This is a genomic window from Hyphomonas oceanitis, from assembly GCF_036964545.1.
GTDB classification, from domain to species: domain Bacteria; phylum Pseudomonadota; class Alphaproteobacteria; order Caulobacterales; family Hyphomonadaceae; genus Hyphomonas; species Hyphomonas oceanitis.
The window spans coordinates 155,249-170,837 of sequence record NZ_JBALTL010000005.1 but is presented as its reverse complement, the minus strand read 5'-3'; the positions used below and the strand labels follow the sequence as shown (position 1 = coordinate 170,837).

16 protein-coding genes are annotated in these 15,589 nt (G+C 60.9%); 8 read left to right on the top strand and 8 right to left on the bottom strand.

Annotated features, from left to right (window positions below; genetic code table 11):
* Window positions 1-221: 221 nt before the first annotated feature.
* Entirely contained in the window at window positions 222-464 is a 243-nt protein-coding gene (locus V7651_RS14465; protein ID WP_034738295.1) for a hypothetical protein, read from the top strand.
* Here the strand turns inward: V7651_RS14465 and V7651_RS14460 are convergent.
* Window positions 461-1,141: an HAD-IA family hydrolase gene (locus V7651_RS14460; RefSeq protein WP_335613564.1), complete on the bottom strand. Its 681-nt coding sequence runs from the start codon at window positions 1,139-1,141 to the stop codon at window positions 461-463. The genes V7651_RS14465 and V7651_RS14460 overlap by 4 nt on opposite strands.
* A gap of 86 nt (window positions 1,142-1,227) precedes the next feature.
* Here V7651_RS14460 and glmU point away from each other — a divergent pair, with 86 nt between their 5' ends.
* The 3 genes from glmU to gor all read left to right on the top strand — a co-directional run bounded on the left by glmU (window position 1,228) and on the right by gor (window position 4,803).
* Window positions 1,228-2,598, top strand: coding sequence for a bifunctional UDP-N-acetylglucosamine diphosphorylase/glucosamine-1-phosphate N-acetyltransferase GlmU (gene glmU, locus V7651_RS14455; RefSeq protein ID WP_335613563.1), 1,371 nt, complete (start codon window positions 1,228-1,230; stop codon window positions 2,596-2,598).
* A 4-nt stretch (window positions 2,599-2,602) separates the two neighbouring features.
* Window positions 2,603-3,304 (top strand): ribose-5-phosphate isomerase RpiA, encoded by a 702-nt coding sequence (gene rpiA, locus V7651_RS14450; RefSeq protein ID WP_035538701.1) that lies wholly within the window; start codon window positions 2,603-2,605, stop codon window positions 3,302-3,304.
* 95 nt (window positions 3,305-3,399) lie between these two features.
* The gene (gene gor / locus V7651_RS14445) at window positions 3,400-4,803 is read left to right on the top strand and encodes a glutathione-disulfide reductase (protein ID WP_335613562.1); all 1,404 of its coding nucleotides are present in this window, start codon (window positions 3,400-3,402) and stop codon (window positions 4,801-4,803) included.
* A 19-nt stretch (window positions 4,804-4,822) separates the two neighbouring features.
* Here the strand turns inward: gor and V7651_RS14440 are convergent, their stop codons facing one another.
* Window positions 4,823-6,121, bottom strand: coding sequence for an AAA family ATPase (locus tag V7651_RS14440; RefSeq protein ID WP_335613561.1), 1,299 nt, complete (start codon window positions 6,119-6,121; stop codon window positions 4,823-4,825).
* A gap of 152 nt (window positions 6,122-6,273) precedes the next feature.
* Between V7651_RS14440 and V7651_RS14435 the strand changes: the two genes are divergently transcribed.
* On the top strand, window positions 6,274-7,653 hold the full coding sequence (locus V7651_RS14435; RefSeq protein ID WP_035538708.1) for a class II 3-deoxy-7-phosphoheptulonate synthase: 1,380 nt from the start codon (window positions 6,274-6,276) through the stop codon (window positions 7,651-7,653).
* Between the two features lie 2 nt (window positions 7,654-7,655).
* On the opposite strand, the gene V7651_RS14430 is transcribed toward V7651_RS14435, so the two are convergent.
* Together V7651_RS14430 and V7651_RS14425 are read right to left on the bottom strand one after the other, a co-directional pair.
* Window positions 7,656-8,351: a GNAT family N-acetyltransferase gene (locus tag V7651_RS14430; RefSeq protein ID WP_335613560.1), complete on the bottom strand. Its 696-nt coding sequence runs from the start codon at window positions 8,349-8,351 to the stop codon at window positions 7,656-7,658.
* The gene (locus V7651_RS14425) at window positions 8,348-8,824 is read right to left on the bottom strand and encodes a MarR family winged helix-turn-helix transcriptional regulator (protein WP_335613559.1); all 477 of its coding nucleotides are present in this window, start codon (window positions 8,822-8,824) and stop codon (window positions 8,348-8,350) included. The genes V7651_RS14430 and V7651_RS14425 overlap by 4 nt, the downstream gene beginning before the upstream one ends.
* Before the next feature lie 160 nt (window positions 8,825-8,984).
* On the opposite strand from V7651_RS14425, the gene V7651_RS14420 reads away from it, so the two are divergent.
* Complete coding sequence (locus V7651_RS14420) at window positions 8,985-10,397, top strand: MATE family efflux transporter (protein WP_335591235.1); 1,413 nt, start codon at window positions 8,985-8,987, stop codon at window positions 10,395-10,397.
* 37 nt (window positions 10,398-10,434) lie between these two features.
* Here V7651_RS14420 and V7651_RS14415 read toward each other — a convergent pair whose 3' ends face one another.
* From V7651_RS14415 to V7651_RS14405, 3 genes are all read right to left on the bottom strand, one after another.
* Window positions 10,435-10,701, bottom strand: coding sequence for an HU family DNA-binding protein (locus V7651_RS14415; protein ID WP_034738305.1), 267 nt, complete (start codon window positions 10,699-10,701; stop codon window positions 10,435-10,437).
* Between the two features lie 99 nt (window positions 10,702-10,800).
* A complete protein-coding gene (locus V7651_RS14410) occupies window positions 10,801-11,712 on the bottom strand; it encodes a hypothetical protein (RefSeq protein ID WP_035538712.1) in 912 nt (303 codons plus the stop codon).
* Window positions 11,713-11,769: 57 nt separating this feature from the next.
* Window positions 11,770-12,792, bottom strand: a complete 1,023-nt coding sequence (locus V7651_RS14405) for an NADP-dependent oxidoreductase (RefSeq protein ID WP_335613558.1) — start codon at window positions 12,790-12,792, stop codon at window positions 11,770-11,772.
* A 171-nt stretch (window positions 12,793-12,963) separates the two neighbouring features.
* On the opposite strand from V7651_RS14405, the gene V7651_RS14400 reads away from it, so the two are divergent.
* Window positions 12,964-13,929, top strand: a complete 966-nt coding sequence (locus V7651_RS14400; protein ID WP_335613557.1) for an alpha/beta hydrolase — start codon at window positions 12,964-12,966, stop codon at window positions 13,927-13,929.
* Between the two features lie 98 nt (window positions 13,930-14,027).
* Window positions 14,028-14,951, top strand: coding sequence for a Gfo/Idh/MocA family protein (locus V7651_RS14395; protein ID WP_335613556.1), 924 nt, complete (start codon window positions 14,028-14,030; stop codon window positions 14,949-14,951).
* Window positions 14,952-14,957: 6 nt separating this feature from the next.
* Here the strand turns inward: V7651_RS14395 and pth are convergent, their stop codons facing one another.
* Window positions 14,958-15,572, bottom strand: a complete 615-nt coding sequence (pth, locus tag V7651_RS14390) for an aminoacyl-tRNA hydrolase (RefSeq protein WP_335591237.1) — start codon at window positions 15,570-15,572, stop codon at window positions 14,958-14,960.
* Window positions 15,573-15,589 lie beyond the last annotated feature (17 nt).

Here is a 15,589-nt window from a genome sequence, read left to right as displayed (position 1 = left end):
TCAGCTTCCCGTGCGAGATGAACATCTGTTCATAATGAACGCCTGTTCATGTTAGATCATTACCTTTCTTTCATCGCGCTAAGCCCTTGAGAAACCCACAGAACATCGTCATCTTGCAATCATAAGCGATGGGCTGATAAGCGGCCCACGACGTAGTCAGAAAGAAGGACAGGCATGTCGAAGTAATTCGACAGTAAAATAATAAGCCTGGAGAGAGTGATATGAAAGACTGGTGTGACGAAGAAGGCGCAAAGCGCCTTTGCGAGAAAATCAATGCCTATTGGGCCGAGCGCGGCTATGAAGTGGACGTCGACCTTGTTGACGCTGGCTTCGTGCCTGCAATGCGGAGTGCCCGCACCGACGTGCGCAGCAACATGGTGAACGGTATGCCCCGTCGTCGTGCAGCTGGCGAAGCAGGCGCAGCGCGCCCCAGCTACCGTCCGCGTGCCGAAGCAACTGCCTAGCCGATAAGGCGAAGCAAAGCCGGAACTAGTTCGGAATAGTTGCTGACAACTTCGTCAGCGCCGATTTCATCTTCAGTTTCGGTCTCGTACCCAAATGGAACGAATACGAAGGGCAGCCCGGCATTCCGGGCTGCCCTTTCATCTGTCCGGCTATCACCCACCATGATGGCCCGTGACCGATTGCCACCTGCACGGTCGACGGTCAAAAGAATATGATCCCCATGTGGTTTGCGATCCGGCACGCTGTCGGCTCCCACTATAGCTGCAAACTTTTCAGAAATTTGCAACGCGTCCAGCAATCGGTCAGTCGAGCGCTGGCGCTTGTTGGTACAGACGGCAAGTATGGCCCCCTCGTCGGTCAGCGCATCTAGCGCATCCAATGCATTTTCGAATGGCCGCGATCCGACCGCGATGTTGGCTTCGTAATAGGCCAGGAACTGATCGAAGAGCGCATCCATGCGGTCTGCGTCTGGTTCAGCGCCTTGCGCCGTCATACCTTTGACGATCATGGCCTTCGCGCCATGGCCAATCATCGTGGAAATCGTTGGAAGGTCGACCGTTTGGAGGCCTGACTCCACCAGGACATGGTTCAGCGCGTCCAGCAGGTCAGGCGCGGTGTTTACCAGTGTCCCGTCGAGATCAAATACAATCGTCCAGCCCTCGAACCGCTTTGCCATGCCTGATATGTATTCCCGTCTCGCCACTCGCCTTGAATCGGCCTTTGGTCTAGGCGAAAGGTCTGGGGAAAGCGAGAGGGCCACCTGTGACACATATCGCCAGAGACCGCGCCGCGATCATTCTTGCCGCTGGCAAGGGCACGCGCATGAAGTCAGACCTGCCAAAGGTCATGCATGCCGTTGGCGGCCGACCCATGATCGACTGGTCGATTGACCTGGCCCGTAATGTGGGCTGCTCGAAGATCGTCGTCATCGTGCATCCTTCGCAAACCGTGCTGATTGAGCATGTCACGGCTCTTCTGGGTGAAGGTGCCATCGCCTTTCAGGACCCCCCGCAGGGCACAGGCCATGCTGTTCGCTGCGCCGAAGACGCCCTGGAAGGGTTCGTCGGTGACCTTGTGGTTCTCTATGGTGACAGCCCGCTTGTGCCTCCTTCTACCATTGAAGACCTATACGCAGCCCTTGAGACCGGCGCCTCGCTCGGCGTGCTCGGCTTTGAAGCCGCCGAACCCGGCCTCTATGGGCGCCTCATCCTTGCGGCTGACGGCGATCTCGACGCCATCGTTGAAGCGCGCGAAGCAAGCGCTGAACAACTCGCTGTGCGCCTCTGCAATTCAGGTGTCATGGCGGGCCGGGCTGAGACCATGTTCCGCCTGCTCGCCAAGGTGACCAACCAGAATGCCAAGGGCGAATATTACCTGACGGACCTTGTCGGCCTTGCCCGCGCCGAGGGTGCCATCTGCAAGGCCGTCCAGTGCGGCGAAGACGATCTCATCGGTTGCGACAGCAAGGCAGACCTTGCGGAGGCCGAAGCGATCTTTCAGTCGCATCGCCGCCTTGAAGCCATGAATGCGGGCGTGACACTGGTTGCCCCCGAAACCGTCTTCTTTTCCCACGACACACTCCTTGAAGCCGATGTCGTGGTTGAGCCCAATGTCGTGTTCGGCCCCGGCGTGCATGTCCGCTCCGGCGCCCGCATCCGTGCCTTCAGTCATCTTGAGGGCGCCGATGTGGCCTCTGGCTGCGAGATTGGCCCCTACGCTCGCCTGCGCCCGGGCACCGTTCTCCAGCCCAATGTTCGCATCGGCAATTTCGTCGAGACCAAGAACACGCAGATGGGCGAGGGCGCCAAGGCGAACCATCTGGCCTATCTGGGCGACGGCACGATTGGCGCCAACGTCAACATCGGCGCCGGCACGATCTTCTGCAATTATGATGGCTTCATGAAATACGGCACGATAATCGGGGAGGGTGCCTTCATCGGATCGAACTCCTCCCTTGTTGCGCCTGTCGAGATTGGCAAGGGCGCCATTGTCGGCTCCGGCAGTGTCATCACCAAGGACGTTGAGCCGGATGCCCTCGCCGTCGCACGCGGCCCGCTCATTACGCGCGCAGGCTGGGCGATCAGCTTCCGCACCCGAAAAGGCGCCGAAAAGGCCGCCAGCAAGAAGGACTAGCCGTATGGCCAACGAGCACGAAAAGGAAAATGCCGCCCTGGCAGCGATGGAATATGTCGAAGACGGCATGACCATCGGCCTCGGCACGGGCTCCACCGCAAAGTATTTTGTCGAGATGCTGGCGGACGAGGTTGCCGATGGCCTGCTCGTCAAATGTATCGAGACCAGCGAACAGACCCGCGCGCTCGCCTCCAGCCTTGGCGTGCCGCTTATTCCGTTCGAGCAGGTCGAGCGCATCCACCTCACCGTGGATGGCGCCGATGAGGTCGATGCGCAGGGCAACATGATCAAGGGCGGCGGCGCAGCACTGCTGCGCGAGAAGATCATCGCCAATGCCAGCGATCACATGGTGGTGATTGCAGACCCCTCAAAACAGGTCGAGCGCCTTGGTTCATTCCCCTTGCCGGTCGAGGTCACGCCTTTCGGCTACACGATCACGGCGAAGAAGGTCTTTGACGTCCTCTGCGCCGCCGGTGTCGACCGTCCGCGCGTCGAATTGCGCAAGAAGCCGGGCAGCATGGAGATGCTCGTAACAGACGGCGGCAACCACATTCTCGATTGTCATTGCGGCCGCATTCCCGATGCCGAAGCGCTTGCCGCGCGCCTCTCCAATGTGCCGGGTGTTGTCGAGCATGGCCTGTTCATCGGCATCGCCCGCACTGTGATCATCGGCAATGAAAACGGTGCGACTGTCTTTGAATTCTAGGGGCAGGCCCCTACATCTGCTGAAGATTCAAAGGATTGCCCGGCCAGCGCCCTGATGGTGCTGTTAGATGGCCGGCTTCACGCAAGGAATAACCTATGGCCGATACGTCCTACGACTATGATCTCTTCGTCATCGGGGGCGGCTCCGGCGGTGTCCGTGCAGCCCGGCTTGCGGCCCTTACGGGTGCCAAAGTGGCCGTTGCCGAGGAATACCGGATGGGCGGCACCTGCGTTATTCGCGGCTGTGTGCCGAAGAAGTTCATGGTCTATGCGTCGGGCTACGGCAAACATATCGAGCACGCCAAGGGCTATGGCTGGAGCGTCGGTGACGTGTCCTACGACCACGCCGTGTTCGCCTCCGCAATGCATGCCGAGGTCGACCGCCTCTCGGGCATCTATCACCGCAACCTCGCGAATTCCGGCGTCGAGATCTTCGAAGAGCGCGCCGAGTTCGTTGATGCGAATACGCTGCGGCTCAAGGCCAGCGGCAGGACCATCACGGCCGCCAAGATCCTTATCGCTGTTGGCGGGCGTCCGTGGATGCCTTCGCCGGACGAGTTGCCGGGCGTTGAGCATGCGATCACGTCCAACGAGATTTTCGATCTTGAGACGCTGCCCAAGCACCTGGTCATCGCTGGCGGCGGCTATATCGCCGTAGAGTTCGCTCACGTCTTCGCCGGTCTCGGCGTGAAGACCTGCCTCGTCTATCGCGGCGACACCGTGCTTCGCGGTTTTGACGAGGACGTCCGCATGGCGGTGCATGAAGGCCTGAAGGAAGCCGGCGTGCGGGTCATCACCCAGACCGTGTTCGAGAAGATCGAAAAGGTCGAAGGCGAAGACCTCCCGCTCTGCGTCCATCTCAAGAACGGCCACAACATCAATGCAGATGTGGTCATGATGGCTGTCGGCCGCCGCCCAAACACCGAGAGCCTCGGCCTTGAAGCGGCTGGTGTTGCCGTCAGCGATGGCGGCGCCGTCATCGTCGATGAATGGTCAAAGACCAATGTGCCCAGCGTCTGGGCAGTGGGCGATGTGACCGACCGTGTCGCGCTCACGCCTGTCGCCATCCGCGAAGGCCACGCCTTTGCCGAGACGGAATTCTACGACAAGCCATGGCATTTCGACCATTCCGACATCCCGACAGCCGTCTTCACCCAGCCGGAAGTCGGCACGGTCGGCATGACCGAGGCAGACGCCCGCAAAAAGTACGGCAATGTCGATATCTACAAGACCCGCTTCCGGCCGATGAAGAACATGCTGAACGGCGATACCAGCCGCGTCCTCATGAAGCTCGTGGTCAAGCCTGACGATGAGAAAGTGCTCGGCGTCCATATCGTTGGGGATGACGCTGCCGAGATGATTCAGGCCGTAGGGATTGCCATAAAGATGGGCGTGACCAAGCCGGACTTTGACCGCACGTGCGCCCTCCACCCCAGCGTCGCCGAAGAACTGGTCACCATGCGCCAGAAATGGGTGCCGGAAGTCACGTCCAATTCCTGATCGCTGACGGGAAAGCCGCTCAGTCCTCTAGCAGCGCCTGGAGCTCCATCCCGACAGTCTTCAGGCTCTCGCGGATGGATTTCAGGCCGCCGCCACGCCCGGAATGAATGACCAGCTGGCGCCAGACAGGCTGTCCGTCCTTTGGCGCCTTGACCATCAGGTGACCTGAGCGGGGCAGGGCGGCTTTCAGTAGCGCTTTGGACAGGGGAAAGCCCGCCTTGCCATCATACGTTCCATTGCGAGCTTCTGCCTCGAACGATGATTGTTCGCTCCGGCCCACCGCATTGAACATCACCGAGAGCGCAGGCCGCTTGCCTTCTTCCACCTGCTCTTCGATCACCTGGTTCAGCAGGCGAACGCCGCGCAGCGAATAGACATCCGCATGCATCGGCGCCAGCACCCGGTCTGCCGCCTCCAGCGCGCAGCGTGTCAGGAAGGTGGCGTTCGGGTTCGTGTCGAAGACGATCAGGTCATACTCGCTGCGATAATGGTCCACCATTCGCAGGAATTGCGACTTCACTTTCAGGAGCGCGCCGGAATCATTGGCGAAAGCGTATTTCGAAATCTCGAACTGGCCGGAGATCAGGTCCAGCCTTCCGCCGGGACTGCCTTCGCCCATGAGGTCATGCATCAGGTCTTTGCGCGGCACCGGCGAGAAAGGCTCTGTCGACAGGGTCAGCCAGCTCTCGCCCGGGCTGGTCGCATCGCGGGCATGTAGTTTCGAGCGTTCAAACAGGGAGATGACCGAGCGATCGGCTGCGGCGCTCGCGTCGGCCTCTTCCATGTCGAAGAAAGTCTGGGTCAGGTTATATTGCGGGTCGAGATCGACCAGCAGCACACGCCCGCCGAGCGCGCCCTGCCACGCGCCGAAGACCTGGCTGGTTACGGTCGTCTTGCCGACACCGCCCTTCAGGTTCATCACCGCCAGTACAGGGCATTTGCGCTTGTAGGCTTTCTGCACTTCATCAACGAGCTGCGTGACGCCATCGGGCAGGGTGGACGACAGCTTCAGATGCGGCTGGACTTCATGCTTGAAGAAGCCGTTCATCCGGGCCTTGTCGATCTGATAGGGGATGAGTCGCAGATTGCGCGCCTTGGCCCGCTCGACATCCTGCCTGACCGTCTTCGACCGCACAGCGCTGGCTGACACGATGACAATCATGGCGAACGCGTCATCGATGGCCTGGTCGGCTTTCGGGCGGTCTTCGGTGTCGTTCGGCGCATACCAGTCGGGTATGGCCGCCATGCGCAGCGCTTCATGGATTTCCAGCAGTTCGTCCAGGTCTCGCGTCGAATGGCTGATATAGACGTGCGACATGGGGCTAGGACAGTCCTTCAGGTGGCGGCGTTGTTCCTACGTTACTAAGGGACTTCGCGTTGATTCCGCCACCTTTCTGCTGTGAAATTATGGTGAAACTTGAGCAACCGAGGTCCATGTGATTTAAGCTGCACTCGAACGGAGCACTTAACATGACATGGACCCCTTCTGATTGGCGGAATCTGCCTGCCAAACACATCCCGTCGGACTATACCGACGCTGCAGCATTGTCTGCAGTTGAGGCACGCCTGAAGGGCTATCCCCCACTTGTGTTTGCTGGCGAGGCCCGGCGCCTGAAACAGCGCCTCGGCGATGTTGCTGCCGGCAAGGCCTTCCTGCTTCAGGGCGGCGATTGCGCTGAGAGCTTCAAGGAGTTCCACCCGGACAATATTCGCGACACATTCCGCGTGATCCTGCAGATGGCGGTCGTGCTGACCTTCGCTGCGGCAAAACCCGTTGTGAAAGTCGGCCGTATTGCCGGCCAGTTCGCGAAGCCGCGCTCGGAGCCGACCGAAACCATCGATGGCGTCACGCTGCCCTCTTACCGCGGCGACAATATCAATGGCATGGATTTCACACCGGAATCCCGCAACCCCGATCCGGAACGCCTGATCCAGGCCTATTCGCAATCGGCTGCGACGCTCAACCTCCTGCGCGCTTTCAGCAATGGGGGCTATGCCAGCCTTGCCAACGTCCATCGTTGGATGCTGGGCTTCGTTGACCGCAGTTCGCAGGGCGAACGCTACGAGAAGCTGGCCGATCAGATTTCCAAGTCCCTGGATTTCATGCAGGCCGTCGGCCTCAATGCCGAGACCGTGCCGCAAATGGCGCAGGTAGACTTCTACACAAGCCATGAAGCGCTTTTGCTCGGCTACGAGGAAGCCCTGACCCGCATCGATTCCACGTCGGGCGAATGGTATGACACGTCCGCCCACATGCTGTGGATCGGCCACCGCACCCGCCAGGTCGACCATGCCCATGTGAACTTCTGCAAGGGCATCCGCAACCCGATCGGTATCAAGTGTGGTCCCGGCATGGAGACAGACGAACTGCTTCGCCTGATCGACACGCTGAACCCGCATGACGAGGCTGGCCGCATCACGCTGATCTCGCGCTTCGGCTCGGAAGGCGTGGCCAAGGGCCTGCCGCCGCTGGCGCGTGCGCTCAAGAAAAGCGGCCGCACGGTCGTCTGGTCCTGTGACCCGATGCACGGCAATACGCTGAAGACCGAGAGCGGCTTCAAGACGCGCCCAGTGGATCGCATTCTTTCGGAAGTCCGCCAGTTCATCGACGTCCTTTCGGCGGAAGGCTGCTATCCCGGCGGCGTGCATTTCGAGATGACAGGCCAGGACGTCACCGAATGTATCGGCGGGGCGCAGGCCATTTCCGAAGGCGACCTGTCATCGCGTTACCACACGCATTGTGATCCGCGTCTCAACGGCGAACAGGCCCTCGAGCTTGCATTCCTGATTGCCGAGAAGCTGCAGGACATGAACGTTGCCGAGGCGACCGCCTCGCGCATGGCTGGCTAGACTTACGCCGCTACAGGCTTTCGTTCCCAAACCGCGTGCACCAGCTGTGCACGCGGTTCAAAGCCCATGCGCGTGTACATGGCGATGGCGACGTCATTGGTCGGATAGGTGTGCAGGAAGGGCGTCAGTCCCTCTGACAGAATCCTGTTGGCCAGCGCCGCAAGCAATGTCTTGCCATAGGCTTTCCCGCGATAATCAGGATGCGTGCACAGCGCGGTGATTTCCGTGAATCCGTCGGTCGCAAGGCGTTCGCCGCCCATGGCGACGAGCCGTGCGCCATCCCGAATGCCGAAGAAGCGCCCCATCGTATGCGTCCGCGTCCTGAAGGGGCCAGGCTTGGTGAGCGTCGCCAGTGCGAGCATCTCGGCTGCATCGGCATCACCGAGCGTCACAAGCTCGACATGGCTGCTTGAGGCTGGCGGCTGCCCCGTCATGATCATCTGGAGGAGCGGACGCTCTATTGCGTTCACCGTCACAGGCGCTGCGGGCATGCTTGGCTCAAGGATCGATACGTCATACTCGGCAGGTATCTGCCGAACCAGGTCTGCCCAGGCCTCTTCCGATGTATCACGTGCGGCGATGAAGGGGCTCACCTCGGATGGAAACTTTCGCGCCAGTTTGCCCTGCGTATCGAAATGCGCTTGCCGGCTCGCCAGTGCGCTCCAGATCGGCCGATCAAGGGGGTGGGGCTGTGTCATTGTTTGCCTGCTTCGCTGGTGGATGCGCGGCGCTTGCCGAGCAGTGTCTCTATCGTCGTCATTGCATCGACGAGCTGGCGTCGCTCGGCGGCCGACAAGGGCGCGAGCATGTCTGCTGTCAGCGCCGCCTGACGCTCATCAGCGGCGTTCACGATGGTTTGTCCGTAATCGCTCAATGCCAGCTCATGCAGGCGGGCGTCCGTCTCTGACGGCGTGCGGATCACGATTCCCTTGGTCACAAGGCGTGAGAGCAGGCGTGAAAGATAGGCCGCGTCCAGCTCAAGCTCACGGGCGATATCGCTGGCGCTGATCTTTGCGTGGTTACGGATTTCATAAAGGATCCGCATCTCGCCAAGCGTCCACGGCGTGTCGAGAAAAGTCTTCCGCAAGAGGCCGACTTCGCGCGTGTAGAAGCGGTTGAAGCCCCGCACGGCAGCAATGGCATCAGATAGGCTGGGGCGACTTTGAGGCATGACCGCACTTGGGCCAGTTAGTTGACTATGTCAAGTAACTGTCGCGCGCGAAACCCAGTCACGGAATATTCGCCAATCTCTCTTCGTGCGCCCTTGTCCCGGCAACGTCTTTCCGTCAGAAAGCCCGGCTTGTTTCAAACCGGGCCTAAAGGAGGCTGTCATGCGCAAGTTCAGTCTTCCCGCCTGGGTGCGGCCCGCCGACATATCGGACCTGCTCAAGCTGTCGGTGCCGATTGCGATCAGTCGCATGTCGATGATGCTGATGGGCATTACCGATGCGATCGTGCTCGGCCAGTATGCGCCGGGTCAGCTGCCTTACATCCTGAATTCGTGGCTTCCCATGGGCGTCTCCATCGGGTTCGGCATGGGCCTGCTGCTGGGTACGCAGGTGCTGACATCCGAACTGATCGGTATTGGACGCAAAGCGGATACGGGCCGCATCTTCCGGCGGGGGCTCTGGGCCTCGCTGGGCCTTGGCGCTGTGCTGACGGGGCTCGTCTTCTTTGGCGCCGAGCCGCTGTTTCACTGGATATTCGTCACCATCGCGCCCGTGTCAGACGTCGCCGACAAGGCGGACCCGCACATCGTTGCTTCTGAGACGGCTAAGGTCACGCGCATCCTGTCCAGCGGCCTGCTGGCCTTCATGGTCTCCCAACTATGCAGCTTCTATCTCGAGGCGCTGCGGCGGCCGCTGCTGGTGACCGTGGTGATGTATCTGGGCGTGGCCATCAACCTGGTCATGGACCTCGCGCTCGTAGGCGGCTTTTGGGGCGTCGCACCAATGGGGGCAGAGGGCGTGGCATGGGCGACAACAGGCTCACGCTGGGCGCTGACGCTCGTCATGTTCATCATCGTCATCGTGCTTACCCCCGCCTTCCGGAATTCCGTGGCGGGGCCCCTCCACGAGGGACGTCGCCAGTTCAGCGTCGGCATCGGCACAGCCATCAGCAATGTGGCTGAGTGGGGCGCGTTCAACATGACCTATATCATCGCCACATGGATCAGCCTCGCCGCAAATTCGGTCTATGGCTATTCGGTTCAGGTAATGGGCCTCTGCTTCATGTTCTATCTGGGCATCGGCTCAGCCACGAGCGTGCGGGTGGCCGAGGCCTTCGGCAGTGGCAATCGCGACGCGGTGCGCGATGCCGGCCGACTGGGCGTGGCGGCAACCATCGTCATGGGCATCATTCTCGCCCTTGTGCTTATCCTGTTCAACGGGCCGATCTCGACCATAATGGTGCGCTCGGATGCCGTGCTGAACGGCGTAGTCCTCGCACCAGCCATTGCCAGCCTCCTCGTCATCGCAGCGGCCATGACCATCTTCGACGGCTTGCAGGCGACCTCCTCGATGGCTTTGCGTGCGCAGGAGATCATCTGGACGCCTAGCGTGCTCCATGTCGGCTCGTTCGTGTTCGTCATGATCCCTGCCTGTTACTGGCTGGGCCTTGTCGAAGGGCGCGGTGCGCAGGGCATGATGGAAGGCGGGCTGATCGGCGTCGGAACGGCCGGTATCGTGCAAACCCTGTTCCTTGAATTGAAAGCGGCGCGCCTGCCAAACAGACGCGCCGCATGAATTCAGGACCGGCCTCCAAAACGGGAGGCCATATGTCCTAGAGGTCTTTGAGTGCCGTGGCTGGCTTGAAGGCCAGTGACGTTTTCTCTGGGATCTTGATTTTATCGCCGGTGGCGGGATTGCGGCCTTCGCGTGCGTTGCGGGTCTTCGCCGCGAACGTACCGAAACCTGCGATTGCCACTTGCTGACGCGACTTCGCTGCAGCAGCGATTGTGTCGAATACAGCGTCAACAGCCTTGCCAGCTTCGCTTTGCGAGAGGCCGGATTCGGCAGCAACTGCTTTTGTAAGTTCACCCTTGTTCATAGGGGTTCTCCTCTAAGTTAAACGGCGATCCCCCGCCGTTGGCTCGACATGCCCACGATTCGTTTTACGTGAATATGCCGAAAGGCCAGTAAACACAGGCTATGTGCCCAGAATCCAGCCCTCCTCGGCCTGAATATGCTCGATTTTTCGCTCGTCAAGCGATTTGCCTGTGGAAAACGTGCCCCCAAGGAGGCCTTTTTCGTCCAGTTGCGAATAATGACGGGCGATCTCGCGAACCTGCACTTCGTCCAGTGTTTCGCCTTTTTCCGGTTTTGCCTTGATCAATGAAGGGTAAATCTCGGCAATAACGACTTCAATGCCATCGAGACCTTCTTCCGTCATTTCGTCGGCATTTATCTCGAATGGCCAGATCCGCGCGTTCGGCCAGGCCGCCCGCAGCGCGTGGACATGGGGAATGCCGGTCAGCGACTGGCTGCCCACACTTCCCGTATAGGCAAGCTGCCAGACTGATTTCGGCTGGCCGACCTTCGTTTCGCGGAGGTGGTTCTCGACGATGCGGAATTCCGGCAGGGGCTGGCCGGCATAATCCGGCTTGGTCGACGACAGGGTCGACACGACATCCCGAGCAGGCGCGCCCCAGAACGGGTAAGGCCCTTTCGAGATGGCATAGTTCATACCCGCGGCGATGGCATAGCGCGCATTGGAATTGTCGGCCTTGTCCTTCAGCTTGGTCGCCAGGTGCGCGTGCATCGCTGCCCAGGGCGCCTGCTTCGACACGTTCAGGCCCAGCGCCTCAGCTGTGCCGGCCGGATAGCCGAGCGAGAAGTCAAAGCCGAGCAGAACACGGTCGCCGCGCCGCGTGAGCTTGGCGACCATGTCCTCAATGAAGGCGCGCGCCTTCAGGCGCGTGTCGATATTGACCGCCTTGAACTGCAGCTTCAACCGGGCATCCTTCGCGAGTATCCCGATCCAGATCGAATTGGCGCCGAGAGCCGGCTTGGCCGCCGCGCTCCAGTCAACCATGATATAGGCATCGAACAGCCGTGCCATATTGCTCGTCTCCGTGACCGCTCCGCGGCCTTTGGAGACGCGGAGCGAATATGTTTCCTAGGTGAGTTTCACCAGCATCTTGCCGGTGTTTGCGCCTGTGAAGAGGCCCATAAAGGCTTCCGGCGCCTTGTCGATACCCTCCATCACAGTCTGCTCGAATTTCATCTTGCCGGCCGGGATCCACTTGGCCATGTCGGCGAAGAAGGCAGGCTGCATGTCGGCATGGGTCGACACGATGAAGCCCTGCAGCTTCAGCTGCTTGCCGACGGCCATGATGATATTGTGCGGGCCAACGGGCGTGCCGGTCTCGTTATACTGGGCAATCATGCCGCAAAGTGCCATCCGCGCCATCGGGCGTGCGACTTCGATCGCTGCCGTCAGGTGATCGCCGCCGACATTGTCAAAATAGACGTCAATGCCCTTGGGCGAAGCTTCCTTGAGGGCTTTCACGAGACCAGCAAACCCACCGGCCTTCTTGTAGTCGATGACATGATCGGCGCCGAGCGACTTCACGAAGGCGCACTTGTCGGGTCCACCGGCTGAACCGATCACCATGCAGCCCTTGTTCTTGGCGATCTGCACCACGGTCGAGCCGACCGCGCCAGCTGCGCCGGAAACGAAGACCACATCGCCTTCTTTAAGCTCTGCCACGCGCAGCAGGCCCGCATAGGCCGTCAGGCCCGGCATGCCGGCAACGCCGAGGAAGGCGCTCTCTGGCAGGCCCACGTCCGGCAGTTTCTGCACCATGGCAGCTTCAGGTTTGCCAACCCAAGCGGTGCGCCAGCCCATCATTGAGGAGACAAGGTCGCCCTCTTTATAGTCAGGGTGCGCGGACGCGGCCACGCGGCCCACAGCGCCGCCCTGCATCGTCTCGCCAATCTGGAAGGGCGGCACATAGCTTTCCCGGTCATACATGCGGCCGCGCATATAGGGGTCGACCGACATCCATTCGTTCTTCACTTGGATCTCGCCATCCTTGGGCGCGGCGATCTCGACCGTCTTCTTGCCGAAGTTTGCCGGTTTCGGCATGCCCTCGGGGCGAGAGGCGAGGCTCCATTCGGTTGAACTCAGAGTAGCCATTGGGTGTTCCTTCCTGTTTATCGTTGTCGCTTAAGTGGACTGTCGCACCCCGGCTGTGAAGGGGGCGGCCCCAATATCTTGCCGTGCGCCTGCAGCACGGGTTTGATCTTGCGCGCTCCGGGCGACGCCGTAAGTTGCCGCAAAACAAAACAGCAAGGCAGGAAACCCATCATGAAAACGCGCCATCTCGTCGACCCGGACCTGCTTGCCATTGCGGATGCGTTCCCGCCCATCGACCTGCAGGAGAGCACCCTGCAAGGCATTCGGACGATGTTTGCCGAAATGAGCGTGATGGGCGATCCGGCCGCCTTTGGCGTCACGCGCCGGGAGGTGAGCGTGCCCGGCCTCACCGGAGCGCCGGATGTACGCTGCCTCGTGTATACGCCAACATCCACCGGCAAGGCGCGCCCGGCCTTCCTGCACATCCACGGTGGCGGCTACGTCATGGGCACGCCCGAAGGCTCTGACATCCGCAACATGCGCGTGGCCTCTGCGTTGGGGGCAGTCGTTGTCGCGCCTGACTATCGCGTCGCGCCGGAACACCCCTATCCGGCGCCGCTGGACGATTGTGCCGCAGCGCTCGCCTGGCTGTTCGGCAATGCGGAGGAACTCGGCATCGATACAAAACGCGTAGCGGTGGGCGGCGACAGTGCCGGCGGCGGCCTCGCAGCAGCGCTTTGCCTGCGCACGCGCGACGAAGGCGAGTACACCATCGCTTTCCAACACCTGGTCTATCCCATGCTCGACGACCGGACGGCGGCGCACGGTGCACCGCTCGATCCCATCGTGGGCGAATATGTGTGGACACCCGCCGCCAACCGCTTTGGCTGGGGCGCCTATCTCGGCGGTAATACGCCATCCGCGCCCGCCGTGCCCGCCCGTGCGGAAAGCCTCGCGGGCCTGCCGCCGACATGGATCAATATCGGCGCACTCGATCTCTTCCTTGACGAGAACATGGCCTATGCGCGGCGCCTTCTGGCAGACGGCGTCGCCACGGAACTGGTGATCTATCCCGGCGCCTTCCATGGTTTCCAGATGGCTGTGGAGGCACCCGTCGCCCAGCGTTTCGAGCGCGACTATCTGGAATCGCTGGCCCGTGGCCTCGGTTGTCAGATTAAACAGCCCGCCCAGGCATGACAGGGTTAATGCCTCCGCCTGCGGCAAAGTTTGCTGCCCGCAGCCCTTGCAGCAGGGGGCGATGCGGTGTCATGTCCGCCCATACGAGGGCCTGAACCATGACAAAACTAAAAGTAGGCGTCGCAGGCGCTGGCGTATTCGGAAATTACCACGCGCAGAAAGCCGCTGCTTCAGCGCGTACAGAGTTTATGGGCGTTTACGATATCGACCAGGCGCGCGCTGAAAGCGTCGCCAGCACATTTGGTGCGCCGGGCATGTCGGACTACCAGGCCTTCCTCGAGATGTGCGATGCCATCGTGGTCGCTGTGCCAGCGACCTTCCACGAATCGCTGACGCGCGAAGCCATCGAGGCGCATTGCCATGTCCTCGTGGAAAAGCCGCTGACCCTCTCCGGCAAGACAGCGCGCAGTCTCGCCGATGAGGCCGCCGCACGCGGACGCATCCTGCAGGTGGGGCACCAAGAGCGTTTCGTCGCGCGTGCCATGGGCGTGCTCAGCATTGACGAAGCCCCGCTGCTGATTGAATCCGTTCGTGCCGGCCCGCCAGCTCCTGACAATCGTGCAGGTGACGTCTCGGTCATCTGGGACCTGATGATCCATGATCTCGATCTCGCGGCCATGATGCTCGGCACCGAATTCAATGGCGTTACCGCCAGCGGCAAGCGTGTCCATTCGCGCCACCTCGATGAGGCCAGTGCCCAGTTCACCTATGCCAGTGGCGGCGTCGCACGCCTGCGCGCCAGCCGCGCGGCTGAAGTCCGTGAACGCACCATGCGCGTCGTCTATCCGTCGGGCGAAATCGCCATCAACTTCCTGACACGCAAGGTCGAGAATTCGACGCCCTATGAAATACGCGTCGATATTGCGGCAGAGCTGCCCGATCCGCTCGGCGCCGCTGATGAAGGGTTCTACGCGGCCTGTCTCGGTCTCGCGCGCAGCCCGGTTCCGGCGCACGGCGCGGTGGCGGCTGTGGCCATGGCGGAAGCGGCGGAAGCCTCGGCGCTCGCTAAGGTTGACGTCTAGATCGGCCTAGCTACGTCCGGCCTGTTTCGGGTCGTGCTTCGGTGCAGGCGCCAGGCGCATCACTTCAGTCTGGAAGCGTTCATCGTCATCGGCCGCCAGATAGGGCAGGGCGTCCGAAATCGCTTTCTGCAGCGGCTCGAACCAGTCGCGATCCGCCTTCGAAAAATCTGACAGCACATAAGGCATGACCTGTGACTTGTCGCCGGGATGGCCAATGCCGATACGTATGCGGCGTACATTCTCGCCCAGATGCGCGATCATGGAGCGGACACCATTATTTCCGGAATGCCCGCCGCCGCGCTTCACACGGGTGCGGCCGGGTGCGAGATCAATCTCGTCATGTAGCACGGTCACGGCTTCCGGATCGAGCTTGTAGAACGTCACGGCCTTTGACAGGGCGCGACCGGTCTCATTGTAGAATGTTTCGGGTTTCACCAGCAGGACTTTGACGCGGCCATTGCCGGTATTGATCGTGCCTTCGGAAATCTGGCTCTCGAACTTGCTGCGCCAGGGCCCAAAGCCATGGTCGGCGTGAATTCTGTCGATAACGAGAAATCCGGCATTGTGCCGGTTGCCGGCATATTTCGGGCCCGGATTGCCCTGTCCTGCGAGGATCAACATCGGGGTATCTCCCTTGT

Coding starts and splice junctions, on each gene's coding strand:
- gor (WP_335613562.1), top strand. CDS start 3,400: ATGGCCGATACGTCCTACGACTATGATCTCTTCGTCATCGGGGGCGGC.
- V7651_RS14395 (WP_335613556.1), top strand. CDS start 14,028: ATGACAAAACTAAAAGTAGGCGTCGCAGGCGCTGGCGTATTCGGAAAT.
- V7651_RS14405 (WP_335613558.1), bottom strand. CDS start 12,792: ATGGCTACTCTGAGTTCAACCGAATGGAGCCTCGCCTCTCGCCCCGAG.
- V7651_RS14440 (WP_335613561.1), bottom strand. CDS start 6,121: ATGTCGCACGTCTATATCAGCCATTCGACGCGAGACCTGGACGAACTG.
- V7651_RS14460 (WP_335613564.1), bottom strand. CDS start 1,141: ATGGCAAAGCGGTTCGAGGGCTGGACGATTGTATTTGATCTCGACGGG.
- V7651_RS14415 (WP_034738305.1), bottom strand. CDS start 10,701: ATGAACAAGGGTGAACTTACAAAAGCAGTTGCTGCCGAATCCGGCCTC.
- V7651_RS14430 (WP_335613560.1), bottom strand. CDS start 8,351: ATGACACAGCCCCACCCCCTTGATCGGCCGATCTGGAGCGCACTGGCG.
- rpiA (WP_035538701.1), top strand. CDS start 2,603: ATGGCCAACGAGCACGAAAAGGAAAATGCCGCCCTGGCAGCGATGGAA.
- pth (WP_335591237.1), bottom strand. CDS start 15,572: ATGTTGATCCTCGCAGGACAGGGCAATCCGGGCCCGAAATATGCCGGC.
- V7651_RS14400 (WP_335613557.1), top strand. CDS start 12,964: ATGAAAACGCGCCATCTCGTCGACCCGGACCTGCTTGCCATTGCGGAT.
- V7651_RS14420 (WP_335591235.1), top strand. CDS start 8,985: ATGCGCAAGTTCAGTCTTCCCGCCTGGGTGCGGCCCGCCGACATATCG.
- V7651_RS14410 (WP_035538712.1), bottom strand. CDS start 11,712: ATGGCACGGCTGTTCGATGCCTATATCATGGTTGACTGGAGCGCGGCG.
- V7651_RS14425 (WP_335613559.1), bottom strand. CDS start 8,824: ATGCCTCAAAGTCGCCCCAGCCTATCTGATGCCATTGCTGCCGTGCGG.
- V7651_RS14465 (WP_034738295.1), top strand. CDS start 222: ATGAAAGACTGGTGTGACGAAGAAGGCGCAAAGCGCCTTTGCGAGAAA.
- V7651_RS14435 (WP_035538708.1), top strand. CDS start 6,274: ATGACATGGACCCCTTCTGATTGGCGGAATCTGCCTGCCAAACACATC.